General features: G+C 60.3%; 23 protein-coding genes. 7 read left to right on the top strand and 16 right to left on the bottom strand.

Annotation, left to right across the window (positions count from 1 at the left end):
- Window positions 1-9: 9 nt before the first annotated feature.
- Window positions 10-672, top strand: coding sequence for a response regulator (locus tag ACF8E5_RS05485; protein WP_392474994.1), 663 nt, complete (start codon window positions 10-12; stop codon window positions 670-672).
- Here the strand turns inward: ACF8E5_RS05485 and nahK are convergent.
- The 9 genes from nahK to pstS form a co-directional block, all read right to left on the bottom strand.
- Window positions 661-3,315 (bottom strand): hybrid sensor histidine kinase/response regulator NahK/ErcS', encoded by a 2,655-nt coding sequence (gene nahK / locus ACF8E5_RS05480; protein ID WP_392474993.1) that lies wholly within the window; start codon window positions 3,313-3,315, stop codon window positions 661-663. The two genes, ACF8E5_RS05485 and nahK, sit on opposite strands and share 12 nt — an antisense overlap.
- Window positions 3,245-4,408 carry a nitric oxide-sensing protein NosP gene (gene nosP, locus ACF8E5_RS05475; protein WP_197844650.1) on the bottom strand — a complete coding sequence of 388 codons (1,164 nt, stop codon included), beginning with the start codon at window positions 4,406-4,408 and terminating at the stop codon, window positions 3,245-3,247. Before nosP ends, nahK begins: the two co-directional genes overlap by 71 nt.
- A 174-nt stretch (window positions 4,409-4,582) precedes the next feature.
- Window positions 4,583-5,773, bottom strand: a complete 1,191-nt coding sequence (locus ACF8E5_RS05470; protein WP_078478724.1) for a porin — start codon at window positions 5,771-5,773, stop codon at window positions 4,583-4,585.
- A 259-nt stretch (window positions 5,774-6,032) separates the two neighbouring features.
- Complete coding sequence (locus ACF8E5_RS05465; protein WP_058637259.1) at window positions 6,033-6,632, bottom strand: hypothetical protein; 600 nt, start codon at window positions 6,630-6,632, stop codon at window positions 6,033-6,035.
- On the bottom strand, window positions 6,629-7,321 hold the full coding sequence (locus ACF8E5_RS05460; protein WP_058637260.1) for a hypothetical protein: 693 nt from the start codon (window positions 7,319-7,321) through the stop codon (window positions 6,629-6,631). The genes ACF8E5_RS05465 and ACF8E5_RS05460 overlap by 4 nt, the downstream gene beginning before the upstream one ends.
- An 88-nt stretch (window positions 7,322-7,409) precedes the next feature.
- A complete protein-coding gene (gene pstB / locus ACF8E5_RS05455) occupies window positions 7,410-8,171 on the bottom strand; it encodes a phosphate ABC transporter ATP-binding protein PstB (RefSeq protein WP_042139286.1) in 762 nt (253 codons plus the stop codon).
- 72 nt (window positions 8,172-8,243) lie between these two features.
- Window positions 8,244-9,137, bottom strand: a complete 894-nt coding sequence (gene pstA / locus ACF8E5_RS05450; RefSeq protein ID WP_058605232.1) for a phosphate ABC transporter permease PstA — start codon at window positions 9,135-9,137, stop codon at window positions 8,244-8,246.
- Window positions 9,137-10,102 (bottom strand): phosphate ABC transporter permease subunit PstC, encoded by a 966-nt coding sequence (gene pstC / locus ACF8E5_RS05445; protein WP_197844651.1) that lies wholly within the window; start codon window positions 10,100-10,102, stop codon window positions 9,137-9,139. Before pstC ends, pstA begins: the two co-directional genes overlap by 1 nt.
- A gap of 65 nt (window positions 10,103-10,167) precedes the next feature.
- Complete coding sequence (gene pstS, locus ACF8E5_RS05440) at window positions 10,168-11,199, bottom strand: phosphate ABC transporter substrate-binding protein PstS (RefSeq protein ID WP_058637261.1); 1,032 nt, start codon at window positions 11,197-11,199, stop codon at window positions 10,168-10,170.
- Between the two features lie 229 nt (window positions 11,200-11,428).
- Here pstS and ACF8E5_RS05435 point away from each other — a divergent pair, with 229 nt between their 5' ends.
- Both ACF8E5_RS05435 and ACF8E5_RS05430 read left to right on the top strand, forming a co-directional pair.
- A complete protein-coding gene (locus ACF8E5_RS05435) occupies window positions 11,429-12,124 on the top strand; it encodes a type 1 glutamine amidotransferase domain-containing protein (protein ID WP_058637263.1) in 696 nt (231 codons plus the stop codon).
- Between the two features lie 161 nt (window positions 12,125-12,285).
- The gene (locus ACF8E5_RS05430; protein WP_058637264.1) at window positions 12,286-12,693 is read left to right on the top strand and encodes a response regulator; all 408 of its coding nucleotides are present in this window, start codon (window positions 12,286-12,288) and stop codon (window positions 12,691-12,693) included.
- A 438-nt stretch (window positions 12,694-13,131) separates the two neighbouring features.
- Here the strand turns inward: ACF8E5_RS05430 and ACF8E5_RS05425 are convergent, their stop codons facing one another.
- The 3 genes from ACF8E5_RS05425 to ACF8E5_RS05415 form a co-directional block, all read right to left on the bottom strand.
- Entirely contained in the window at window positions 13,132-14,151 is a 1,020-nt protein-coding gene (locus ACF8E5_RS05425) for an alginate lyase family protein (protein ID WP_256675164.1), read from the bottom strand.
- Between the two features lie 328 nt (window positions 14,152-14,479).
- Entirely contained in the window at window positions 14,480-14,734 is a 255-nt protein-coding gene (locus tag ACF8E5_RS05420) for a hypothetical protein (RefSeq protein WP_058637266.1), read from the bottom strand.
- An 84-nt stretch (window positions 14,735-14,818) separates the two neighbouring features.
- Window positions 14,819-16,417, bottom strand: coding sequence for a histidine kinase famiy protein (locus ACF8E5_RS05415; protein ID WP_392474992.1), 1,599 nt, complete (start codon window positions 16,415-16,417; stop codon window positions 14,819-14,821).
- Between the two features lie 226 nt (window positions 16,418-16,643).
- On the opposite strand from ACF8E5_RS05415, the gene ACF8E5_RS05410 reads away from it, so the two are divergent.
- The 3 genes from ACF8E5_RS05410 (at window position 16,644) to ACF8E5_RS05400 (ending at window position 19,930) form a co-directional block, all read left to right on the top strand.
- The gene (locus ACF8E5_RS05410) at window positions 16,644-17,453 is read left to right on the top strand and encodes an alpha/beta fold hydrolase (protein WP_100851320.1); all 810 of its coding nucleotides are present in this window, start codon (window positions 16,644-16,646) and stop codon (window positions 17,451-17,453) included.
- Window positions 17,450-18,622: a PAS domain-containing sensor histidine kinase gene (locus ACF8E5_RS05405; RefSeq protein WP_326383918.1), complete on the top strand. Its 1,173-nt coding sequence runs from the start codon at window positions 17,450-17,452 to the stop codon at window positions 18,620-18,622. Before ACF8E5_RS05410 ends, ACF8E5_RS05405 begins: the two co-directional genes overlap by 4 nt.
- 102 nt (window positions 18,623-18,724) lie before the next feature.
- A complete protein-coding gene (locus ACF8E5_RS05400) occupies window positions 18,725-19,930 on the top strand; it encodes a zinc-dependent alcohol dehydrogenase (RefSeq protein WP_196186188.1) in 1,206 nt (401 codons plus the stop codon).
- Between the two features lie 55 nt (window positions 19,931-19,985).
- Here the strand turns inward: ACF8E5_RS05400 and ACF8E5_RS05395 are convergent, their stop codons facing one another.
- The 4 genes from ACF8E5_RS05395 to ACF8E5_RS05380 form a co-directional block, all read right to left on the bottom strand.
- Entirely contained in the window at window positions 19,986-22,019 is a 2,034-nt protein-coding gene (locus tag ACF8E5_RS05395) for a PAS domain-containing protein (protein WP_392474991.1), read from the bottom strand.
- A 107-nt stretch (window positions 22,020-22,126) separates the two neighbouring features.
- Window positions 22,127-22,651, bottom strand: coding sequence for a hypothetical protein (locus tag ACF8E5_RS05390; protein ID WP_023536033.1), 525 nt, complete (start codon window positions 22,649-22,651; stop codon window positions 22,127-22,129).
- Between the two features lie 110 nt (window positions 22,652-22,761).
- Window positions 22,762-22,926 (bottom strand): hypothetical protein, encoded by a 165-nt coding sequence (locus ACF8E5_RS05385; protein ID WP_167340246.1) that lies wholly within the window; start codon window positions 22,924-22,926, stop codon window positions 22,762-22,764.
- A gap of 9 nt (window positions 22,927-22,935) precedes the next feature.
- The gene (locus tag ACF8E5_RS05380) at window positions 22,936-23,169 is read right to left on the bottom strand and encodes a PLDc N-terminal domain-containing protein (RefSeq protein ID WP_028687006.1); all 234 of its coding nucleotides are present in this window, start codon (window positions 23,167-23,169) and stop codon (window positions 22,936-22,938) included.
- Between the two features lie 165 nt (window positions 23,170-23,334).
- Between ACF8E5_RS05380 and ACF8E5_RS05375 the strand changes: the two genes are divergently transcribed.
- Entirely contained in the window at window positions 23,335-23,838 is a 504-nt protein-coding gene (locus tag ACF8E5_RS05375; RefSeq protein WP_392474990.1) for a CinA family protein, read from the top strand.
- Window positions 23,839-23,857: the final 19 nt, after the last annotated feature.

Raw genomic sequence — 23,857 nt, 5'->3', positions numbered from 1 at the left:
GAATAGGCCATGTACAAAATCTTGATCGCCGACGATCACCCGCTGTTTCGCGAAGCGATCCACAACGTCATCAGCGACGGGTTCCAGGGCAGTGAAATCATGGAAACCGCTGACCTTGACAGCGCGCTGACGCTGACCAAGGACCATGACGACCTGGACCTGATTCTGCTCGACCTGAACATGCCGGGCATGCATGGCCTCAATGGGCTCATCACCTTGCGCAACGAAGCGCCCACCACCCCGGTGGTGATCGTCTCGGCCGAGCAGGAAAAGCAGATCGTGCTGCAAGCCATCACTTATGGCGCGGTGGGCTTCATCACCAAGTCCTCGCCGCGCGCGCAGATGATCGAAGCGATCGAGCAGATCCTCAACGGCAATGTGTACCTGCCGCCGGATATCATCCGCGCGCAGAAAAGAAGTAGCCGCCGCTTGAGCGATGCCCCAAGTTTTCCGCCGGAAATGCTCCAGGCCCTGACCCGCAAGCAGTTGCTGGTGCTCGAGCGCATGACCAAGGGCGAATCGAACAAACAGATCGCCTATGCCTTGGACATCGCCGAAACCACGGTCAAGGCCCACGTCTCGGCCATCCTGCGCAAGCTGAACGTGCACAACCGGGTGCAGGCCATCCTCAGTGCCGGCGACATCGACTTCGCTGACTACCTACGACGCTGATCCCTTGGGGACCCGGGTGGCCAGCAAGTGGCTCATGGCAGTCTTGAGCTTCATGGGTCGTACGGGCTTGTGCATCAGCGTATGGCCTCGCTCGCGGATCTGCTGCTTGAGTTCGTTGCTGTAGTTGGCGGTGATCATCAGCGCTGGCAGCGCCTTGGCGCGGCGGGCGTTGATGCGTGCAACGGCATCGACCCCATTGCAATCGTCGTCGAGGTGATAGTCGGCAATCAGCAGGTCGGCATCGGCGTGGTAGTTGTCCACCTGACGGGCCAGGTCCTGCTCCGACAGTGCCGTGATCACGCAACAGCCCCAGCCTTCTAGCAACGTGCGCATGCCGGCACAGATGGCAGCGTCATTGTCCAGCACCCACACCCGGGCCCCGCGCAGGCACTCGAGCATCGACTCGCACACGGCATGCTGGGCCCTGGCAATCGGGGCGGTGGTGCTCAATGGCACTTCCACACTGAATACCGACCCCTTGCCGGGCCGGGAGCGCACGGCAATACGGTGGCCGAGGATGCCCGCAATCTTCTCGACGATGGCAAGCCCCAGGCCCAGGCCGCGGTCCTGATCCGGCCGCTGCACGGCGCCACGCTTGAATTCCTGGAACATTTCCTCCAGGTGCTCCTCGGCGATGCCGATACCGGTGTCCCACACCTCGATGCGCACGCGACCCGGCTGGCGGCGACAGCCCAGCACCACGCGTCCGCTTGGGGTGTAGCGAATGGCGTTGCTGAGCAGGTTGCGCAGAATGCGCGCCAGCAGTTGGATATCGCTGCGCACCACGACCGAGCAGCCTATGAAGTGCAGGGCCAGCCCTTCGCTGCGGGCAACCTGGGCATATTCTGCTGCCAGGTTGTCCATCAGCTCCGCCAGGGCGAAGGGTGCCACGTCGGCCGTGATGACACCGGCATCGAGCTTTGAGATGTCCACCAGCGTTCCCAGCAGGTTCTCTACGTCTTCCAGGGAGTTGCTGACGTTACGCACCAGCTGTGCACTGGCCTGCGGATCACGGCGCTCGAGCAAGGCGCTGGTGAACAAGCGCGCCGCGTTCAGGGGCTGCAGCAGGTCATGGCTGACCGCGGCGAGGAACTTGGTCTTGGACAGGTTGGCCTGGTCAGCCTCATGCTTGGCCTCGCGCAAGCGCGCCTCGGCACGTCGCCGCTCCTCGATTTCCCTCAGCAATTGTTCGTTGAGGCTGGTCAACTCGGCCGTACGTTCCCTGACCCGCAGCTCCAGGTGCTGATAAGCCTGGTGCAACGCCTGGGCGGTGTTGCGCCGTTCGGTGATGTCACGGATCAACACGAAGATACCCACCACCTCGCCAGAGGCCAGCCGGTTTGGCACATAGGAGCGCAGCATGTGGCGCTCCTGTCCGCTGATGTTGGTTTCCGGGAATTCGAACGTAACGCTCTCCCCTGCCAGCGCCTGCGCCACGTAGGCTTCCAGGCGCTGGTAGTGCTGTTCGCTATGGGCCTGGCGCAGGCTCTGGCCCAGCATCAGCCCACTGGGCCAGCAGTACCACTGCTCATAGACCTTGTTGGTGAACTCATACACCAGGTCGGCGTTGAGGTAAGCGATCAGCGCCGGCACATGGTCCGTGATCAAGCGAATCCAGCGCTCGCTTTCGCTCAGGGCCTCGGCATGCAGGTAGCGTTCGGTGATGTCGGTAAAGGTGTTGACGAATCCGCCAGTGGGCAGTGGATGCGTGCGGATCTCCAGCATGCGCCCGTCGAACAGGCGTTGCTCGCACTCGTGCACGACACGCCCGCTGTCGTCGCGGCTTTCGGGGGTGAGCAAGCGCAGCTCGCTGTCGGCGATCACGTCGGCGAAGGGACGGTGGGCGGCAACCGGAGCCAGCCCGCTCAGCTCCAGGAACCGGCGGTTCCACAACTCCAGCACACCGTCCGCGTTGACCATGGCCACGCCCTGGGACAAATTGTCCACCGCCCGCTGCAACAGGTGCGATTTCTGCGCCACAGCCTGTTCCCGGCGCAGGGTTTCGCTGAGTTTGACCTCGGTGATGTCGGTGAACAGGATCACCCGGCCACCCTCGCAGGTGGGCCGCTCATTGACCTGCAGCCAGCGGCCGTTGTGCTGTCGGTACAACAGGTGTTCGTCGGTCGGGCTGCGCGGCTCCTCGCTGAACAATCCGCTGCTGGTCATCAGCCTGCGCACTTCGGCCAGGCGCATGCCGGGAATGATGCGCACGCGGCGGTTTTCCCAGAAGGCCTTGAAGCGGCTGTTGCACAGCACCATGCGCAGGTTTCGGTCGAACAGGATGAATGCATCGGAAATGCTTTCGATGGCATCGATCAGGTGCTGGTGCGCGGTTTCGGCGCGCAGACGCGCCTCGCTGAGCAGCTGGTTGCCCGCCTTGAGCTCGGCCATGGCCTGATTCAACGCGTCTGTACGTTCGCGCACCTGCTCGGCCAACACCACCGAATGCTGGAACGCCGCATAGGGGTCGCTGCCGCGCGTCACGCCCGACTCGATGCGCTCGATCAGCGCGGCGTTGATCCGCTGCAGCTTGCGGTTTTCGTAGCGAAGCTGCGCCAGTTCGGCCTGCACCTCATCGGCCGGGGCGGGTTCGGTTGCGGGCAATGGCAACCCCGGTGAAGGTCTGGTTGATATGCATGCCATTGAACTGTTCTCCATAGGTGTTGAAGCCCATCACCCGCTGCTCACGCAGAAAATCGCCCACCGCTTCAAGACTTTGCTGGGTCTCAAGCTCCAGGCGGCGCAGAAAGCAGTCGCAACCGATGGTGAGCAACAGCGGACCCAGGCGCTGCTGCAGGCCCTCGAACAGATCCTGCAGGTTCGGCAGCAACGGGCCGGGCGTCATGGGCGTGAGCACGATGCCGTTCTCTACCGCACAGTAAAAGCTCAGGCTCAGATCCGCATGTACCTGCTGGATGGCCCGCACGTAGTACCGATCGTGCATGCGCACCGCGAGCGGGTGGGCGGCAAACAGCCTGTGGTCCAGGGCGCTGACCGGCACCCCGATATGGCGTGCATATTCTTCGGCGGCAGGCTCGGCATTGAGCTCATAGACCCGCCGCTGGGCGCTGTCGGCGCCGGTGACCACCAGTTTTTCCTGCCGTGGCTCAAGGTGGTGGGTGGTGAACACTTCGAAGTCCAGCCAGGTATTGACCAGCACCACCACGGCAGCACCGTGGTGAAACGCCCCGCCGTAGAAGACGTGGGTCTGGGTCAGGTAGTTGTCGTCCCCGGCCGAGCCACCAAAATGCGGGATATCGCCCAACGCTGCGCTCAGGGCCGCCAGCACCGTTTCTTCACGGCTGGACAAGCCATCGAGCAAGGTCAATGCAAAGCTGTGCCCCTTGATTTGGGCCAGGGCATTCCCACGACAGCTGCCGACCAGTCGTTCGACCATCTGCTGGGCGTCGATCAGGCTGAAACGGTCCATCTCGTCGATCAGTTCGGTGGCGATGGAAAAGTGCCGGTGATCAAAGCCCACGGCCGTCACGCAACTGCGCCCATAGCCCAGCGGTGTGATCTCCCCTGCACTGGTACACCCTACCAACGGTATGCCGCCAAAGCTTTGTTCAAGGGCCTGGCCCAGGGCCTGCAGGTCGTACTCGGCGGTGCAGAAGAACAGCACGAAGCCCAAATGCGGATGCAGCAGTTGCCGCGCAAGCTCCTGTGCCGCCACGCGTGCATCGCTGGCCTGGGACATGGCGCTGACCACGCCCTCGTTATGTGCTTGCTGCATCGGGATCTCCGGCAAGGGCTGGCTGAGCGCTGAGTGTACGAAGCGTGGGCTGGGGTTCGAATGCTACTTGGGTCGCGGGTGCACGCTTCGTTGGGCGTAGTCGGCACAGGAGCCTGACCCTGAGGGTTTCGAATACCGCGCAAGCCCGTTGAACACCGGGCCTGCGCCAGATCGCTACCAGGTCAGCACCGCACCCACGGCGAAGGTATCGGTGTCTTCGTTCTGCGCGCGGGTGTCATGGCCCTCAATGGAAAACTGGTTGTACTCGGCCACCAGCTTGAGGTTGTCGTTGATGTCATGAAACAGCGCCACCCCGCGGGTTTGATAATCGGCACCGCTGCCTACCGCGCCGTTGCCGTCGTCCTTGGTCTTGCCGTAGGAAAGCGCAACCCGGTTCTTGCCGACCTTGTAAGAGGCTTGCAGCAGGTAGCCTTCGCTGTCCACGTTGCGCAACACCGGCTCGCCCGCATTGTTGGTGAAGAACGGGTTGATGCCCTTGGCCTGGAAACCGGACCCAGTCAGGGACAGCCCGCCCAGCTTGGCTTGTACGCCGTAGCCAAGGCCTTTGGAAGTGACTGACCGCACCGAGTCGTCGGTGTTGTCGGAGGTCTGGTAGCTGCCGTTTAGCCAGCTGTAGATCTGCGCGCCTGCCAGGTCGAACTGGTAGGTGATCTCGGACTCGGTGCGGGGGTTCTTCTGGTAAGCCTTGCCCGTGGGGCTGCTGTCGTTGGTGTCGACCGGGTCCATGATCCCCACGGCGATCCGCAGGCCCTCCATGACCGGGGTACGGTAGGTGATCTGCGAGGTCGGGAACGGGTATGGATAGCCGCTACCGATGTTGCCAAACGACACCCCACCGCCATCGACAAGACCCAACGTGTCACTGACCTGGCCGTAACCGGCGAGCAACTCGTCCAGCAGGATATTCGAACGGGCGAACAGCCCGAAGTCCTTGCCGATGAGCACCTCGCCCCATTCGGGGTTGGCTACGGTGCCGTAGAACTGCCGGACATCGATGGCCGTGTCGGTACCGTTGCTTTCGCTGTCGTTGATGGTGACCCAGAACGAGGCACGGGCACCGAGCTTCAGGTCGTTGACCTGCTTGCCCATGTTGAAACCCAGGTAGTTGGGCAGGAAACCCATTTTCACCCGGGACTGACGGCGGTCGAATTGTTCACCTTCGCGGTCGACCTTGCTGTTGACGTAGAACGCGTTGATATAGCCGTCGGTGGAAAAGGTGGTCTGATTCTGGTCGTACAGCATGATCTCGGCCTGCGCCAAGGGGCTCAGGCTGACAGCCGCGAGGCTGGCGATGGCAACTGCCAGGTACTGAGTCGGCAGAGACTTGTTTTTGTTGTTGTGCATGGCGCGCTCCAAACGGGGACAGAGTGTCGGAGGCGATTATCGAAAGGTGGGTAGCGCTCAGAAACGGTGCTTTGGCGCAGTCTTGAGCCTGCTTGCGAAGGGCGTGCAAGGCCCGGTGGTTTGGGACCACTACGGGCTGTGCCGGGTCGTGCGACCTAGGGCTTACGCATCAATGATGGACACCGAAGACCGGCAGGCAGGTAGCCAAGCGTATGAATGGGAACGCCTACCAGCTGTGGCCTGCCTGGCCTCTGGCGGGTCAGGAAGCGAGCATCGATCCGCGCTGCGCACGTGCTGTGCTAAAGCGATGAGGTTGCTGCCAAGCCAGCATGGCCTGAACATCGGTAGCCGCTTGCTTGACCTTCTGCGTCCATTGGTCGTCCTGGGGGCACACCACTACCACGCGAAAACCATGTTCGAGCCCCTCGAGCCGTACACCGTCGGAGTCGTCCACATGCAGGTCGATGTCGAAGGCCGAAGGCAGCTTGGACGGGGAATTGACCAGCCCCCGCTGGCCCAGCATATGCTGGTGGCGGTCGCTGTTGACCACGCCATCGACACGGATGCCGTACAGCAGCAACCAGCGGCGGATATAGGCCGGCGTGCGGCCGGACGATGTGTAGATCCACACGCTGCAACCCTGGCGGCGCAGGTCGCTGATCAGTTCGCGGGTACCGCTGCGCAGGGGCTCGCCCAGCCAGCGGTGGATGAAGCTCGGCAGCCGATTCGGCTCGGCTTCGGCGTGTTCGGGCAGGCAGGCCAAGGTATCGTCGATATCGAACGAGATGCGCACTTGGGCTTGACGTGTAGCGCTGTCGAGCACCGCTCGGCAGCGCTGCCAGGCTGATCCGCGACTCATCGAAGGCTCCTCTCGCGCAGGGGGGTTGGCAGGAAAAACGTGTCGGGCGCCGGTGCATGGGCTTCCAGGAACGCGGCGTACTTTTTCTTGATCTTGGGCAGCTCGTACAGCGCCTTGACGCCATGCTTGGCCGAGTTGCGGATGACTGACGAAGGATTGAAGTAGCCTTCGGCGTTCTCGAGCGACAACACGAATGGCGGCAAGCCTGCGCGCATCAGCAGATAGCTGACGATCAGCGAGCCGGTACGGTTATTACCTTCGATGAACAGCTGCGGCTTGCTGAGGATGCGCACGTATACACCGGCAGCCCGCTTCCATACCGAATCGCTGCCATAACCGCAGTACCAGTTGTACAAGTCCTTGATGCCGCCTTCGACGTTGTTGAAAAAATGGGCTTCGGTAGCGGCCAGGTGCGCGGCGAACTCCTCGCGACGGGCGGCGTCGCTGCCACAGAGCACGGTGGCATTGATTTCCAGCATCAGGTTCACCTGCTGCAGGTGAAACAGGTCGATGCCGCGCGCCACATAGTGATCGACCAGCGCGTAGCCCTCCAGCACGTTGCACAGCACCTCGTCCGTGAACGGGTCGCGAGGCTCGGTGAAGTGGCGGCTGAGCTCGGCAAAATGCGCCTGCACTTGGCGCAGGGCGTGCTCGACGGCATTGAGATCCAGGCGGGGTGTCGCTGGCATCGGATGTCCCTGAGTACGGTATTCGAGTAAAGGTAGCCGCGGGCCTGGGCCGTCCTGGCACTGGCGCGCGGGCGTTCTCAAGCGAGGGTCAGCTGAACTTGCCACTGATGTAGTCGGCGGTCAGCTGTTCACGAGGGTCTTGGAAGATCTGGGTAGTGGGACCCATCTCTACCAGATAGCCCGTGCGGGTGCCTTGGGAAATGTCGACCGAAAAGAACGCCGTGGTGTCGGCCACGCGAATGGCCTGCTGCATGTTGTGGGTCACCAGCGCAATGGTGTAATCCTTTTTCAACTCCACCATCAGCTCCTCCACCCGCCGGGTCGCGATCGGGTCCAGGGCCGAACAGGGTTCATCGAGCAACAACACTTCGGGCTCGGTGGCGATGGCCCGGGCAATGCACAAGCGCTGCTGCTGGCCACCGGACAGGGACAGGCCACTGACCTTGAGCTTGTCCTTCACTTCATCCCATAACGCAGCGCCTTGCAGGGCATGCTTGACCCGGTCGCCGATGTCGCCTTTGTAGCGGTTCAGGCGCAGACCGAAGGCCACGTTGTCGAAAATGCTCATCGAGAACGGGTTGGGCTGCTGGAACACCATGCCGATGTAGCGACGCACTACGACTGGATCGACCCCTTTGCCGTAGACGTCCTGCCCCAGAAAGTGCACATGGCCTTCGAAGCGAAAGCCCTTGACCAGGTCGTTCATGCGGTTGAGGCTGCGCAGCACGGTGCTTTTGCCACAACCGGACGGGCCGATGAAGCCAGTGATCTCGTTCTTGCGGATCGGCACGTGGCTGTCGCGCACGGCCATGAAGTTGCCGTAGAAGATCTTGTCCAGCTTGCAATCCATGACGATGGGGGTTTCGCTGGCCAGGGGAGCGGCTCTTTGGGCGGTGGATACGTTCACGTCGAATGCTCCCTATCAGTACTTGGGCTTGCCGAATACTCGGCTCAGAATGTTGATAACCAGCACGATCATTACCAGAACCAGCGATGCCGCCCAGGCGAGCTCCAACTGGTTGTCGAACGGCATGCCGGAGAAGTTGTAGATCAGCACCGCCAGCGAAGCGGTCGGGTTCATCACCGCCAGGCTGCCATCGTGGTAGATCCAGTAATTGCTGAACAACGCGGTGAACAGCAGCGGCGCGGTTTCGCCGGCCGCCCGGGCCACGGCCAGCATGACGCCGGTCAGGATGGCTGGCAGGCCGGTGGGCAACACGATCTTCCAGATCACCTGGGCCCGGGTACAACCCATGCCGTAGGCGGCGTCCTTCATGATCTTGGGCACCATCTTCATGGCTTCCTCGGCGGTCAGGACCACGATTGGCAGCATCAGGACGGCCAACGCCACGCCGCCTGCCGGCGCCGAGTAGGTTCCGGTGGTCATCACCACCAGGGCATAGGCGAACACGCCGGCCAGGATGGACGGCAAGCCGGTCAGCATCCTGGCGGCGAAACGTGCGGCGTTGGCCAGCTTGCTGTCAGGCCCAAGCTCGGCCAGGAACACGGCGGCCAGGATGCCCACCGGCACAGCGATGGCCGCTGCAATGCCGACCATGACCAGGGTACCGGCCATGGCATTGCCGAAGCCGCCCCCCATTTCGAAGCCGGTTGGCGGCAGCTCGGTGAACACTTCCAGATTCAGCCGTGCGCCACCACGGGTGATGAGCATGTACAACACCGAAATCAGGGGCACGCTGGCCACCAGCGCGGCGAGCCAGGCCAATGTGGTCAGCAGTACGCTGCGCAGCGCCCGTCCTTCGAGCTTGCGCTGCAGGCTTGGCAGCGCGGCCACTGGGGTGGAGAGATCGGTCATCAGCGGTTACCTCGTTGCGCGTAGAGCATGATCATCGAGCCCAATACGTTCACCAGCAGGGTGATGAACATCAGCACCAGGGCGGCGTACATCAGCACTTGCACCTCATTCGGCCCGGCTTCGGGGAAGTTCAATGCCAGCAGCGCTGCCAGGGTATTGGCCGGCGCGAACAGTGACAGGGAGATGGTGTTGGCGTTGCCCACCAGCATCGCCAGGGCCATGGTCTCCCCTAGGGCGCGGCCCAGGCCCAGCACCAGCGAGCCAAAGATGCCGGTCGCGGCCGAGGGCACCATGACCTTGAGAATCGCCTCCCAGTGCGTCGTGCCCATGCCGTAGGCGGCTTGCTTGGTTTTCATCGGCACACTGGTCAGCGCGTCCTGGGAGACAGCGGCGATGGTCGGCAGAATCATGATCGCCAGCACCAAGGCTGCCGGCAGCAACCCCGGCCCGCTCAGGGACGTGCCAAAGAACGGGATCCAGCCCAGCTCGCTGTTGAGCCATGTGGTCAGTGGCCGTATGGCTGGAATCACCACATAGATGCCCCACAGCCCGTACACCACGCTCGGGATAGCGGCCAGCAGCTCGACAATGGTGCGAAAGACGGCCGCGAGCCTGGCCGGCAGGAAATCCTGGGTAAGAAAAATGGCCATGCTGACGCCGAAGAAACCGGCGATCAGCAAGGCGATGAATGCGCTGTACAGCGTCCCCCAGATGGCCGGAAGAATGCCGTACTTGCCTTGGTTGACGTCCCAGACGCTGCCCAACAACACATCGAAGCCATGCTCCTCGATGCCCGGCAAGGCCTTGCGCCCCACTTCGTAAACCAGTGCGAAGACCAGTGCCAGTACCAGCACAACCCCAATGCGGGCCAGCGCACGGAAGGTGCGGTCCACCAGCACGTCCTTGGCAGACGGCGGCCGGCAGGCGGAGTCGGGGTTATCCGGTAGGTCGAAAGGTGTGTTCATTGGCAGGTTCCGGGACAGGGTGCTGACACCCCCGGCGTGTCAGGCGCACGCCGGGGACGCCGGTATCACTTGATGTTGGCGGAGGCTTTGCGCACTTGCTCGACCACCGAGGGGGGCAGCGGGATGTAGCCCATCGAGTCGGCGATTTTCTGCCCTTCGGTGAGGCTGTACTCGACCATCTCGCGCATGGCCTTGGCCTTGGCGGGGTTGCCATTGTCCTTGCGGAAGATCATCCAGGTGTAGGAGGTGATGGGGTAGGACTTGGCGCCGTCCGGATCAGGCAGCCAGGCCACCAGGTTTTCCGGCATGTTCACGGCGGCCAGGGCCTCGGCGCCGCTTTCGGCATTGGGCACCACGTACTGCCCAGCCTTGTTCTGCAATTGGGCGAAGTCCACCTTGGCCAGCTTGGCAAAACCGTACTCGATGTAGCCGATGGCGCCTGGGGTCTGGCGTACGGTGGCGGTCACGCCATCGTTTTTCGGTGACTTGATGAACTTGTCAGTAGCCGGCCAGTTGACGGTATTGCCCTCACCCAGTTCTTGCTTGAAGTCGGCATTGATGGCCGACAGGTGCTTGGTGAACACCGCTGTCGTGCCGCTGGAGTCGGCACGCACCACGACGGTGATGGGGGTGTCGGGCAGCTTGAGCTCGGGGTTGGCGGCTGCGATCTGGGGGTCGTTCCAGCGCGTGATCTTGCCAAGGAAGATGTTGGAGTACACCTCGCGCGGCAGCTTGAGCCCTTTGGGGTTGCCTGGCAGGTTGTAGGCCAGCACGATCTCGCCGGCGGTCATGGGCAGCAGTTGCACGCCCTCGCTCACCTTGGCCATGTCGGCCTCGCTCATGGCCGAGTCGCTGGCAGCAAAGTCAACGGTCCTGTTCAGGAAATCCTGCACCCCGGCGCCGCTGCCCTTGGACTGGTAGTCGACGGTCACACCCTCGGATTTCTTGCTGAAGTCCTTGAACCAGGTCAGGTAGATAGGTGCGGGGAAGCTGGCCCCGGAACCGGTCAGGCGAATGTTTTCTGCGGCGATCGAAGCCGATGTGGCGCAAAGGGAGACCGCGACGGCGAGTGCAGCAGACTTCATCAGGCGTATCATTGAAAGCGCTCCGTGTGATGGCCGGCACACTTTGCATCAGCTGTGTTACAGCTTTGTGACCGCCGCATGGCAGCGAGCCCTTACCCACGCCAGGCCATGTCCTACGCCCTGTTGAACCGTAGCATCGGCAAGCCTGACGCTCACCTCCATGGAACGCTGACCGTTTGCCGCACTCACACCCTTTATCAGGGCAGCAGCCCGCACATCCCGAGCTGGAGGACAGACCTGCATGAAGAAGATCCTGATGGTGTTGACGTCCCACGATCAACTGGGTGACACCGGCAAGAAAACCGGCTTCTGGCTGGAAGAGTTCGCGGCACCTTATTACGCATTCGTGGATGCCGGAGCCGACGTCACGCTCGCCTCGCCAAAAGGCGGACAGCCGCCGCTGGACCCGAAAAGTGACGAAGACGATGCCCAGACCGAGGCCACCCGACGCTTCGCCAAAGACACCGAGGGCCAGGCTGCCCTGGCCGATACCGTACCCCTTGGCGAAATCGACCCCTATGATTTCGACGCCGTGTTCTATCCAGGCGGCCACGGCCCCCTGTGGGATCTGGCCGAGAACCAGGACTCGATCGTGCTGTTGCAAGCCTTTTATGCCTCCAACAAGCCCATCGCAGCGGTATGCCACGCCCCAGGTGTTCTGAAGAACGTCAAAGCGCCTGACGGTCACCCTGTCGTAAAGGGCAAAAAGGTCACGGGCTTTACTAACAGTGAAGAGCAAGCTGTGGGCCTGACCGACGTCGTTCCGTTTCTGGTGGAAGATATGCTACGTGACCATGGGGCGAACTACGCCAAGGCCGAGGACTGGGCAAGCCATGTGGTCGAGGATGGGCATTTGATCACAGGGCAGAACCCGGCATCGTCAGAGGCAACTGCCAAGGCATTGCTGAAACGGGTAGCCCAGGAACCCGGCGCCTGACCCCTATTTCTGCGCTGGTGAAAAGGCAACTGCTCAGAGACGGAATTTTTTGCTACAGCCCGAGGTCATAACGGTAGCGCACAGCTATCGCTTGCACCTCTGGCTGCAAGCCTACATCGGATGTTCCCTTTATTCAGCGTGCGCAGAGCCAGAGTATTGCCATGAAAACGTGCGAATTCCCCAGCTGTCCAACCGTTCTGCTGGTTGAGGACGAACCTATCATCCGTGAGCTGATCGCCATCGCCCTTGAGGATCTGGGCGTAGCGGTAACCAGCGTGGAAACAGCACAAGAAGGTCTGGAAATTACCTCGCGCTCTGCATTTTCGATGCTCCTGACCGATGTCCGCACCCCTGGCGCGGTCAACGGCCTGGAGTTGGCCTATCAGGTCGGCCAGTCGCAGCCTGACACTCGCATCGTGGTCATGAGTGGTTATCACGACCCTTCAAGCCACGCCCTACCCTCTGGCGCCGTGTTCCTGCCCAAACCCTGGACCCTGGATCATTTCATTGGCGTGATCAGTGATCAGCTTGCGCGTTCAACGTCGCTGCGGGCGCAGCCAGCGGCATGATTAAGTTCCAAGGCTTTTGCAGCAGTCAAATGCTGCAAAGTAAACCCGGCAACTGCAGCCACTGGTGTACACGGCGGATGAGTCGTGACACGCGATTCTTCCAGCCTGCGCCATGTTTAACTGGCAAGCGTTTGGAATCAAGCCCACCTGGAAAGGTCTTCTAGCTCTTCACTGATACGCTGTTTGTCGACAAGCCTCACCCATCGTTAGGCTGAAATTACCCCCGCCCCACGCGCCTAGTGCGTTGATGCGTTGCGTATATGAGAAGAGCCGGCTTCAAGCCCTGAACACCATACAGCAGGCTCACCCCGTCCTACACAACCCTGCAACTAGAACACAAAACTCCAAACGGCATGGAATCACTTTGCTGTCCATTGCTCTGCACATCAACGCGGGCGCTAGGCGAACGCTTTTCAGCGACACGTTTGAAACACCCCACTAGGGCACGCCGTAATGGGTCAACCGCTCCCACTGATAATGTACATGGCCAGCAAACGTCGGATGCTTTTCGATAAATTCAAGCGTATAGGGTAGCGACATTCCGAGGCGCATGGCGTATTGATTGTACCCGATGAAGAGGGTGCCCCGAGGCCATCCGTCAACGCGTTTACCGCATATCTGTGGATAATCACTGTTCTGCTCGTAAAGGTCCAGGCTATAGCGGGATAATGTTTCCATCCCTTGTGTCAACCGTGTAGCGTATTCTTGGTAGAGATCAACCCCTTGAATGCGTGCCGTCTCCGCAACATTGATCAGTGCTGCGACACCATAGCCTGAGTGAGGCAAGTCTCTACAAAATTCCATCGGCATGCCGCTAATGAGTCGGGTGGGGTTACCCCATTTCTGCATGACTTCGTTATAAGAGCGTCCAAACCACACTGCGTCCAAGGGTCGCGCTCCGTCCCACGGCAGATAGATATAACTGCCCAGCAATGATTTCCACTTGCTGAGTGCTTCATGGAAGCCCTGCTCATCCTTAGTGAAGATTGCTATATTAACCAAGGCTTCTACAGCACTGGCCTGCCAGTTACTGTTGTTTTTGAAGTCATTACCGGTACTAGGCAGAAACATCTGGCTGGCATACGGTCGGTATTGCTCCCTAAACATTCTCGTCACAGCATCCTTTTCAACCTGCGGCCAGCCCCCATAGCTATACTTGACGATCTCCGCTGCACGGGTAAACAATTGAGCGGCCCATGAGGCTTGCAGGCGCCTGTTATTGCCCGTATGCTGCTCTAACGTTTCAGTCCAGGCTTTGAAGATTTCCCGTACATTTTCGGCATATGCAGGGTCCCCTGTATAACGCCACAACAGCGCTTGCAAGTAGGCAGCCTGAGCATCCCGGATTTCGTCCGAGCACCCGTAATCCGGTACAGAATACGCACCGCAGTGAACAATGCTCCAAGGCCTAGCCCGATAATTTCTGTCAGCCAACGGTGACGCCAAAGCAGCGTGCATGGATGTCGCCCAAGGCTCGAGATGCTTGTGGTCACGCACATACCGCAACTGCACCTCGGACGTCAGTATTCCAGGGTGAACAAAGTTAAAATCCGCCTGCGCGCCTGCGCTGAACGCGCAAAGCAAACATGCCCCGACACTACAGTAGATTCGCATTTTGCGCCCAACCCTTGCATTCAGAACTCAGAGCTAGACGTTAGCAAGTTGCCTTGAATTACACGACTGACAAAATTATCAGGTCAAAGCGCTTGAGCGACTGAATGTTCTAGCAGGGCATGTGCGAAAAATACTTGTTTAAGCAGTGGGCGAATGTTGCATGCGAACCGAATCATCCATTTGTTGAATGACCGAAGCCTTTTGATGCTCGCTGCAATGACCTGTCAACCAGTTGTCGAAGATCCCGCCACTGCTGCCAAGCGATCAGTTGGAGACGTCTCATCTCGTCTGCTTGGCTTAGCAATTCCTCGCGGTAGGCACTGGGGCAGGCGTTGCGTAACGCGTGATCATCGAAGGTCGAGAACCAACGGTTGATTGCCTCCAGGTGCATCAGGTCATTGGTAGGCTGCTCAATGAATGCCGTCATGCCAGTTTCCCTGTGCTCGCTTTTTCAATCGAGCCCAGGGAGCAACCAATGGTTCACTTTGATCGGGGCTCTAGCGAGCCGACCTCACACAATACCCGTATGCCCATCGAGTACCTGCCGCACACGGCGTGCCAGATCATGGGGCTGGCAGGGCTTGGAAATCACATCGAATTCAGAGCCGCCGATGTCGGTGCGTTCAATCGAGTTTTCCGCGTAGCCGGTCGTGAGCAGCACCTTGATCTGCGGCTGCAAACGACGCACCTCGCGCGCCAGCATCACCCCATTCATGCCCCCGGGCATGATCAGGTCGGTGAACAACAAGTCATAGCGCTCACCTGCTTCGATGAGTTTTAGCGCTTCGCGTGCGTTGAGCACCATGTCGGCGTCATAGCCATAGTTTTCCAGCACCATTTTGGCCAGCTCGGCGACATCAGGGCGGTCTTCGACAATGAGAATCCTCTCGGTGCCGGAACTGCGTTCAACCAGCTTCACGGGCTTTTCCTGAATCGGGCTGGCTTCGTCCACCGGGAAATACAAGCGCAGCGTGGTGCCTTCGCCCTCTTCGGTGTAGATCCGGGCAGCACCACCGGACTGACGCGCGAACCCGTACACCATGGACAGCCCTAGCCCTGAACCCTTTCCCTCCTCCTTAGTGGTGAAGAAAGGGTCCATGACACGGTCTCGAATGCTGGCAGGCATGCCGATGCCATTGTCGGTAATGGAGATGCTCACGTAACTGCCTGGCAACAGGCCATCGAAGGACAGATTGATGTCGCTTACATGCACGTTCCGCGTTTCGATGAATACATGGGGTCGTTTGCGGCCGATCAGGGCGTCCCGGGCGTTCATGAAGATGTTCAACAGCGCCACTTCGGCCTGGGTCGGGTCGATGCGACAGTTGCGCAAGTGCTCTTCCAAGTCGTATTCGACCGTCACCTCGGCACCGAAGGTGCGCTCGATGATAGGGACCACGTCATCGAGCAGATGATTGAGGTTGAGCACCCGGCCGTGCAATTTCTGCTTGCGAGCAAAGGCCAGCAACTGCTTGGTGAGGGTGCTGGCACGATCGACCGCCGTTTGCGCGTGCCCGACGCTTCGGCGAATGCGACTCAGGTCAGGCTGCGCCTTGTCGGTCTCGCTGGCCACCAGCCCCATGTAACCGCCCATCACTTGCAGCAGGTTGTTGAAGTCGTGGGCAATGCCGCCCGTCAACTGACCCAGGGCTTCCATCTTCTGCGCCTGACGCAGCGCATCCTCGGCATCGCGACGACGGCTGACGTCCAGCTGCGAGGCGAAGAAGTAGATCAGGTCGCCACGCTCGTTGAAAATCGGCGAGATGAACAGCGCATTCCAGAAACTGGAGCCGTCCTTGCGGTAATTGAGCACTTCAGTGGCGATGTCCACGCGCTTCTCGATCGCCTCACGGATGGCGTCGACCACTGTCCGCTCGGTTTCCGGGCCCTGCAGGAAGCGGCAATTTCGCCCCATGATTTCACCGGCGTCATAGCCGGTCATTTCCAGAAACGCGCGGTTGGCAAAGATGATAGGATTGTCGTCGCGGCCGGGATCGGTCACGATCATGGGCATGCGCGTCGTTTGCACGGCAGCAAAAAACATGTCGTGCGGCAGGTTGGATATGTCTCCGGTCGCCTGATTGCTGACGCGGGCCTTCTTGTCCGTCACGTGACTCTCCTGGTTGGGCAATGGTGCAACTGGTCACTTCTTGACAACGCCAAGCGGCAAATTGCTCCACCAACAGGGGCTGCTTACGAAACTATTGTTCAATGGCCAATGTCGATTCGTCATCTAGAGCCTACGCTTGCTGTTAAGCGGTAGCGTGAACTGCCGACGATGGCCAAGCATGCCCTACCCACCCTGCCACGGATGCTGCACAGCCTCTTGGAAAGCCATGACCTTATCTAAGCGTAACAACGTGCGCATTGCGGGCGCAGGCCCTGTCACGTTGATCTTCTCCCACGGTTTTGGCTGCGATCAATCGATGTGGAAGTACCTTTTACCGCATTTTCAAGCGCGCTTTCGCACCGTGACCTACGATCTGGTCGGCGCCGGGCAGTCGGACCTGACTGCCTATGATCGCGTTCGCTATGACTCCTTGGCAGGTTATGCGACGGATCTGAACGAGATAATCACCGAATATGGCCAAGGCACCGTGATTCTGGTCGGCCACTCGGTCAGCGCCATGATTGGCGCACTGGCGGACAGGCAGCAACCGGGTCGCATTGCGGCCCATGTGATGGTGGGTCCTTCCCCGTGCTATATCGACGATGGTGATTACATTGGCGGTTTCACGCATCAGGATATCCACGAACTGCTTGAAACCCTGGACAGCAATTACCTGGGCTGGTCGAGCACCATGGCGCCGGTGATCATGGGGGCGCCCGGCCAGCCCATGCTGAGCGAGGAGCTGACCAACAGCTTCTGCCGCACCAATCCAGACATCGCGCGGCAGTTCGCACGTGTCACGTTCCTGTCTGACAACCGGCTGGATGTGCAAGGCTTGCCTACACCTGTACTGATTCTCCAATCCATCGACGATCTTATCGCCCCGGTTTCCGTGGGCCAGTACCTCAATGCAGTGCTACCCAACAGCACGCTGTGCCTGATCGACAACATCGGCCATTGCCCGCACATGAGTGCCCCTACAGCCTGTTCCCAGGCCATGGATGCTTTCCTGCAACCCTGGGCACCGGGGCCATGACGGGGGCAGGCGAGACACCGCCTGTCGACGTGTTGTTCGAAGGGGCACCCTGCGGTCTGGTAGTCACCACTGAGACCGGAATGATCGTGAAGGTCAACCAGACCTTCTGCAAATGGTTGGGCTACGCGCCCGAGGACCTGGCGCAGTGCAGGTTTCAGGAGCTGTTGACCATGGGCGGACGCATCTTCCATCAGACCCATTGGGCGCCACTGATGAGAATGCAGGGTTCGGTGGCCGAGGTGAAGCTCGAGGTCCGGCACCGCGCAGGTCACGTCATCACCATGTTGCTCAATGGCGTGCGCCGTCAATATGCCCACGGCGTGTTCCACGAACTGGCACTGTTCGGCACCATCGAGCGTGATCGCTACGAGCGTGAATTGCTTACCGCCCGGCGCCGAGCAGAGCAATTGCTGGCGCAGACCACTGAGGCCGAAGCTGCATTGCAGCAGGCCAAGGCTGAACTGGCCGACGCCTACCAGAGCGCCCAACGACGTGCAGCCTTTGCCGAGCAGATGGTCGCCATCGCCAGCCATGACCTGAAAAACCCGCTAACCGCGATCAAGATGGCTACGCAGTTGCTCGAACGCGGCGAGCACAGGGACAAGGAAAGACGCCTGCTGGGCAGTATCAGCCATTCCTCGGAACGCGCCAGGCGCATGATCGCTGACCTGCTCGACTTTGCCTCGGTCAGAATTGGCCAAGGCATTACCATCCGCCGCCAACCGATAGACCTGTGTTCAACGGTCGATCAGAGCGTAAACGAATTGAGAGTCGCCTTCGCCCAGGCGCGCATTCGTCACCTTTGCAAAGGCAAAGGGCAACTTGCACTGGACCCGGATCGCGTGCAGCAGATGATTGGCAATCTGGTGGCCAACAGCGTGGCCTATGGTGACCTCGCTCACCCGGTCACCATTACCACTGACCTTCATGAGCATGGCGCCGTGGTCAGCGTACACAACCATGGCCCTTGCATTCCCGACACCTTGCTTACGTCCCTGTTTGCGCCCATGACCCGGGGCACGGACCATGCCGACTCGGTACGCTCTGTCGGGTTGGGGTTATTTATCGTGAGCGAGATCACCCTGGCCCATGGTGGCGATATCACCGTCGATTCGGACGCCGCACTTGGTACCACCTTCACGATACGCCTGCCGTTACTGGCAGCCTGAACAAGGACGGTCCGGCATACACCGGTCAAGCTTTCGACCTGAACTTTTGCTTACCTTGTGGTTTCACCTGCATAGCACACCCGCCTTCGCAGGAGTTGAACCATGAGAGCATTGACGTACCACGGTGCACAGGATGTAAGGGTCGACACGGTGCCGGACCCCATCCTGCAAGAGGCTGACGACATCATTCTGAGAGTCACGGCTACCGCTATCTGCGGGTCTGACCTGCATCTGTATCACGGCAAGATCCCACAAACCGAACACGGCGACATTTTTGGCCACGAGTTCATGGGGGTCGTCGAGGACGTCGGCCGCGCGGTGACCAATGTGCAAGTTGGCGACCGCGTGGTGATTCCGTTCGTGATCGCCTGCGGCGGCTGCTTCTTCTGCCAGCACGACTTGTTTGCCGCCTGCGAGACGACCAATACCGGCCGCGGCGCCATCATCAACAAGAAAGTCATTCCACCCGGTGCAGCGTTGTTCGGCTACAGCCATTTGTATGGTGGCATCCCGGGTGGCCAGGCGGACTATGTACGGGTACCCAAGGCCAATGTAGGCCCCTTCAAGGTGCCGACCTCGCTGTCCGACGACAAGGTGCTGTTCTTGTCGGATATTCTGCCCACCGCCTGGCAGGCGGTGACCAACGCGCAAGTGGGCCAGGGGTCGACAGTAGCTATCTACGGTGCGGGCCCCGTCGGCCTGTTGAGTGCGGCCTGCGCCCGCATGCTGGGCGCTCAAAAAATTTTCCTGGTCGATGACAACGACTACCGCCTGACGTTTGCCCGTGACACCTATGGGGTAGTGCCAATCAATTTCGAGCAGGACGATGACCCTGCCGACAGCATCATTCGGCTGACCCCAGGCATGCGCGGCGTTGATGCCGTCATTGATGCAGTGGGCTTCGAGGCCAAGGGCAGCACCACCGAAACCGTCATGACAGCCCTCAAGATCGAAGGCAGCAGTGGCAAGGCGTTGCGTCAATGCATTGCTGCCGTGCGGCGCGGCGGGGTGGTCAGCGTCCCTGGGGTGTATGCCGGGTTCATCCACGGCTTCCTTTTCGGGGACGCGTTCGACAAGGGCCTGACGTTCAAGATGGGCCAGACCCATGTGCAGAAGTTCTTGCCAGAACTGCTTGAGCACATCGAGGCTGGCCGGCTGCAACCTGAACTGATCGTGACGCACCGGTTGGCGCTTGAGGAAGCGGCAATGGGCTACAAGATGTTCGATCAGAAAAAGGATGATTGCCGCAAGGTGATTCTGGTACCTGGGGCGGCAGCGGGTACGTTGGCGCCTGAGATAGCGATCTAAGCGGCACCGAGCCTTGTCAGGGCCTGGCCCACTGCCCAGCGGGCCAGGCCAGACCTCAAGGGTGCATCAGGGTGATCAGGGCCTTGACCAGCGTCTGTTGATCAAACGGCTTGCTCAGCACCATGCCGCCGTGGGCAGGCCAGCTCTGCTGCCCAGGCGCGGGCGGTGCGTATCCCGTGATGAACAACACCGGTAGCCGCGGCCGTGTTCCCCTGGCAACGTCCACCATCTTCCTGCCGTCCAGCCCGCCAGGCAGCCCGACATCGGTGATCAACAGGTCGATTCGAGTGTCCGAGCGCAGCAATTGCAAGCCTGCCAGGCTGTCGGCTGCTTCGATGACGACGTAGCCCATACCACTGAGCGTTTCATTGACATACAGGCGAACTGACGCTTCATCGTCCACCAGCAATACAGTTTCACCCGGCCGCGCCCGATGACTCACCACAGGGGCCACGCTGTCGCTGACCACTCGGGCAGGCCCACCGTGACTGGGTAGTTGCATAAACACCCGAGTTCCTTGCCCTGGTGCCGAATCGATATGCACATGCCCGCCGGTCTGGCGGGCGAAACCGTACACCATCGAGAGGCCCAAGCCTGTCCCCGCACCCAGCGGCTTGGTGGTGAAGAATGGCTCGAACGCCCTAGAGAGGGTCGCGGCGTCCATACCAATGCCCTCATCCGTGACGCATATGCTCAGGTAATCGCCCGAAGCGATCTCCGGGTCCGCATCACCGTCGATGCGTTGGTCTGCGGTCTGAATGCAAATCCGGCCATTCCCGTCCATGGCATCGCGCGCGTTGATGCAGAGGTTCAGCAATGCATTCTCGAGCTGGGCGGGATCGACCAGGCAGGTGTGCAACGAAGCGGACAACTGGACCTCCAGCTTCACGCAGGGGCCTACCGTACGGCGCACGAGCTCAGCCATGCCATCAATCAGCGCATGGACATCGGTCTGCACGGGCACCGACTTTTGGCGCCTTGCAAACGCCAAAAGTCGGTGCGTCAACGCGGCGGCCTTGCGAGTAGCCCCGTAGGCCACGGTCATGTAACGTTCCACATCCTCAAGACGACCCTGTGCCAAGCGAGACCTGATCAGATCAAGACTGCCCGAGATGCCCGCCAACAAGTTGTTGAAGTCATGGGCAATGCCCCCAGTCAACTGCCCTACTGCTTCCATTTTCTGTGCCTGGCGCAAGGCGGCTTCAGCCTCTTCCCGTTCAGCTACCGCCTGGGCGATACGCGCCTCAAGTGTCCGGTTAAGCTCAAGTAGTTGCTCTTCTGCCTGCCGGCGGGCGGTGACGTCGATCGAAGAGCCAACCAGGCCGATCGCCTCCCCTTCGTCACTGAGCAGCGGCGCCTTGACCGATAGCCAATACGTGGCCGAGCCGTCTGGCATGTCCACCCGCTCTTCGACCTGGACGGCCGTCCCGCCGGCCATCACACGCTGATCGGTTTCCATCACCTGCCTGGCCTGTTCCTTATCCTCTAGGAACTCAAGGTCGGTCTTGTCCAGGTAAAACTCAGGCGGCTTGCCGATCAGCTGCGTGGCGCCATGGTTGGCCACCAGCATGCGCCCTTCCAGGTCCTTGGCATATACAACGCCGGGGACCGCGGCAGTGAAGGTACGCAGCAACGTGGACATACGGTCGCGTTCGGCCTGCGCCTTGCGACGCGACTCGATGTTCATCAGCACGCCAGGAAAGCGCACCGCAACGCCCTGCTCATCGAGCTCGACCCGACCGTTGGCTTCAACCCAGCGATAGCAGCCATCGTCCTGGCGGACCCGGTATTCACAGCGAAACGGACCGCCCAGGGCCATGGCCGCCTGGATGGCTTGCGCGACGCGTTCACGGTCATCGGGATAGATGGAGGCAAATGCTTCCGCCAGAGGCATCCCCGTCAGGCATCTGGCCAGCGGCAAGCCAAACGAATGCGAGAATCGCTCATCGGCCGTCACCCTGTCATTGGGTATATCCCACACCCATGTGCCGATGATCGCACCCGCATCCAGCGCAAGCTGCAACCGCTCTGCGGTTAGCGCGGCATCATCCTGGCCACTGGCAGCGACACCAGCGGTACGTTGATTCATCGATCGACCTCGAACTTCCTGAAAACAAGCATCGGCTACAGGCACGCTATTAAGCGCAAAAGACGCCTATGATGAGCCTCACGCACAAGAGTTGGAAGGTCTGGTTTTCACGCCAGTTGAATAAATATGGCGTATGACCCGAGCAATACCCAGCATACGAGGAAAATCCAGGGTGTACGCAGCGAGAACAGCAAAGACTTGCGATGGCCGGCCTGGGAAGTCTCGGTTTCGCTAAATAATGGCGATTCGTCGTAAGCCAGCCCCATCATGGGTTCGCTTCGCAGCAGATGACTTTGCTTGAGTTGCCAATGCTCGATGATCTTGTAGGCAGCGTGAATACCTGGCCAGGCGTTCAGTGAACTGAGTACACCAAGCAGCGCCAAAAAGGGCGGCACCACCAGCGTGAACATTTCGCCCCAGCTCTGATTGGTATTGCCCATGGCTGAGGCATACGCAATGACTAAAAAGGACTGGGCGGCCAGGTAAGCATCCGTACGGTTAGCAAGGATACTCGTCTCGTACTGGATTTCCTGTCGGTAGAAGTCCAACCGCTCCTTGGGCGAGCCGAACATGCGAGCATTATGCTCCTGGATTTCGTGCTCTGGGGTGGCTGGGGTGATAATACGTGGCACAGTACGGCTCCTAGAAACTATCCATGGCCAGGGTGAGTGCCCATGCACGGGTCAACAGCATTGGCTGCCGTAGACATCGCGCGATGTAGCAAAGCTGGCTGAACATTGGTTTACGGCTTGTGCGCAGGCACATCCCTTGCGGTCTTTTGCGCCGTAGTGTCCTGCTCGGTGCCCGTAGACCCGTCTGGGCGCTGAGCGTCGTTGTCTCGCTCTTTTTCGCCCGTGGTGCGCGCTTGCTCCACGCGCTTGGCGTCCTGCTCATTCGATGTGCTCATGAAGACACCTCAGCCTTTGCTATGTTCAGGGGAAGAGGGTCCAGTACCGCGTTTGATGCCACGCGGTCCCCAGATACCCCAGATCGCCAGACCCGCCACAGGCAGAGCCAGGAGCAACAGGGCCCAGGCCGCCTTTGTGGCATCGGTCTTGTCGCTACGAAACACACTGACGATGGCCCACAGGTCCACCAGTAGGATCAGGACCGCCACGGCGATCCAGAAGTACGTCACAGGCTCGTTCATAACCGCTCTCCCTTTTGATCGGTTTCCCAACCTTCTTTAAAAAGGAAGCCTGGAAGTCCCGCTAAGTTCAGCTCGATTGCTGCACGATGGACGGGCGGACGCACTTGCAGTGAACCAACAGCGTAGCGCTCGCGTCCACTGCAAAATGCTGCGCGAGTTACAGGTATGGCCATCGACGCGATTGAGTCCGTCTTCGAGTACTTGAAAAAACATGACCTAGTTTTGACCACTGCCGAATCCTGCACCGCAGGCGCCATGGTAGCGGCATTGGCCGCTCTGCCAGGTACCGCCGAGGTGCTCGAAAGCGGCTACGTTGTCTATTCCCCCGCTGCCAAACAACGCTTGCTGGGCGTTAGCCCGGTGACTATCGAGCGTTATGGCCTGACCAGCGAAGCGGTTGCATGGGAAATGGCATTAGGCGCATTGAAAGACAGCGACGCGACCGTTGCCATTGCCACCACAGGGGTCGCAGGACCTGCCGCGCAAGGCAAAATCCCGCCCGGTACGCTGTGCTTTGCCTGGGCGTTCTCCGGAGAGCCGCTTGCCGTTTTCACCGCCACCCAACGCTTTTTTGGCGAGCGTGACGAGGTGATGCGCCAGGGGGCGGCCTATGGACTGTCGCAACTGGCGCATTATCACCAACGTTGGCTACGCGGCGAACGGGCCTGATCACACCTTGATGAACGAG

It is taken from the genome of Pseudomonas sp. WSY_20 (genome assembly GCF_043104335.1).
Lineage (GTDB): Bacteria > Pseudomonadota > Gammaproteobacteria > Pseudomonadales > Pseudomonadaceae > Aquipseudomonas > Aquipseudomonas parafulva_B.
The sequence above is the reverse complement of the archived record's forward strand: the minus strand, read 5'-3'. Positions and strand labels throughout refer to the sequence as shown.

What these genes read in the sequence shown, in the direction of transcription:
- ACF8E5_RS05485 (WP_392474994.1), top strand. Translation starts at nt 10, where the DNA reads ATGTACAAAATCTTGATCGCCGACGATCACCCGCTGTTTCGCGAAGCG.
- nahK (WP_392474993.1), bottom strand. Translation starts at nt 3,315, where the DNA reads ATGGCATGCATATCAACCAGACCTTCACCGGGGTTGCCATTGCCCGCA.
- nosP (WP_197844650.1), bottom strand. Translation starts at nt 4,408, where the DNA reads ATGCAGCAAGCACATAACGAGGGCGTGGTCAGCGCCATGTCCCAGGCC.
- ACF8E5_RS05470 (WP_078478724.1), bottom strand. Translation starts at nt 5,773, where the DNA reads ATGCACAACAACAAAAACAAGTCTCTGCCGACTCAGTACCTGGCAGTT.
- ACF8E5_RS05465 (WP_058637259.1), bottom strand. Translation starts at nt 6,632, where the DNA reads ATGAGTCGCGGATCAGCCTGGCAGCGCTGCCGAGCGGTGCTCGACAGC.
- ACF8E5_RS05460 (WP_058637260.1), bottom strand. Translation starts at nt 7,321, where the DNA reads ATGCCAGCGACACCCCGCCTGGATCTCAATGCCGTCGAGCACGCCCTG.
- pstB (WP_042139286.1), bottom strand. Translation starts at nt 8,171, where the DNA reads ATGGATTGCAAGCTGGACAAGATCTTCTACGGCAACTTCATGGCCGTG.
- pstA (WP_058605232.1), bottom strand. Translation starts at nt 9,137, where the DNA reads ATGACCGATCTCTCCACCCCAGTGGCCGCGCTGCCAAGCCTGCAGCGC.
- pstC (WP_197844651.1), bottom strand. Translation starts at nt 10,102, where the DNA reads ATGAACACACCTTTCGACCTACCGGATAACCCCGACTCCGCCTGCCGG.
- pstS (WP_058637261.1), bottom strand. Translation starts at nt 11,199, where the DNA reads ATGATACGCCTGATGAAGTCTGCTGCACTCGCCGTCGCGGTCTCCCTT.
- ACF8E5_RS05435 (WP_058637263.1), top strand. Translation starts at nt 11,429, where the DNA reads ATGAAGAAGATCCTGATGGTGTTGACGTCCCACGATCAACTGGGTGAC.
- ACF8E5_RS05430 (WP_058637264.1), top strand. Translation starts at nt 12,286, where the DNA reads ATGAAAACGTGCGAATTCCCCAGCTGTCCAACCGTTCTGCTGGTTGAG.
- ACF8E5_RS05425 (WP_256675164.1), bottom strand. Translation starts at nt 14,151, where the DNA reads ATGCACGCTGCTTTGGCGTCACCGTTGGCTGACAGAAATTATCGGGCT.
- ACF8E5_RS05420 (WP_058637266.1), bottom strand. Translation starts at nt 14,734, where the DNA reads ATGACGGCATTCATTGAGCAGCCTACCAATGACCTGATGCACCTGGAG.
- ACF8E5_RS05410 (WP_100851320.1), top strand. Translation starts at nt 16,644, where the DNA reads ATGACCTTATCTAAGCGTAACAACGTGCGCATTGCGGGCGCAGGCCCT.
- ACF8E5_RS05405 (WP_326383918.1), top strand. Translation starts at nt 17,450, where the DNA reads ATGACGGGGGCAGGCGAGACACCGCCTGTCGACGTGTTGTTCGAAGGG.
- ACF8E5_RS05400 (WP_196186188.1), top strand. Translation starts at nt 18,725, where the DNA reads ATGAGAGCATTGACGTACCACGGTGCACAGGATGTAAGGGTCGACACG.
- ACF8E5_RS05395 (WP_392474991.1), bottom strand. Translation starts at nt 22,019, where the DNA reads ATGAATCAACGTACCGCTGGTGTCGCTGCCAGTGGCCAGGATGATGCC.
- ACF8E5_RS05385 (WP_167340246.1), bottom strand. Translation starts at nt 22,926, where the DNA reads ATGAGCACATCGAATGAGCAGGACGCCAAGCGCGTGGAGCAAGCGCGC.
- ACF8E5_RS05380 (WP_028687006.1), bottom strand. Translation starts at nt 23,169, where the DNA reads ATGAACGAGCCTGTGACGTACTTCTGGATCGCCGTGGCGGTCCTGATC.
- ACF8E5_RS05375 (WP_392474990.1), top strand. Translation starts at nt 23,335, where the DNA reads ATGGCCATCGACGCGATTGAGTCCGTCTTCGAGTACTTGAAAAAACAT.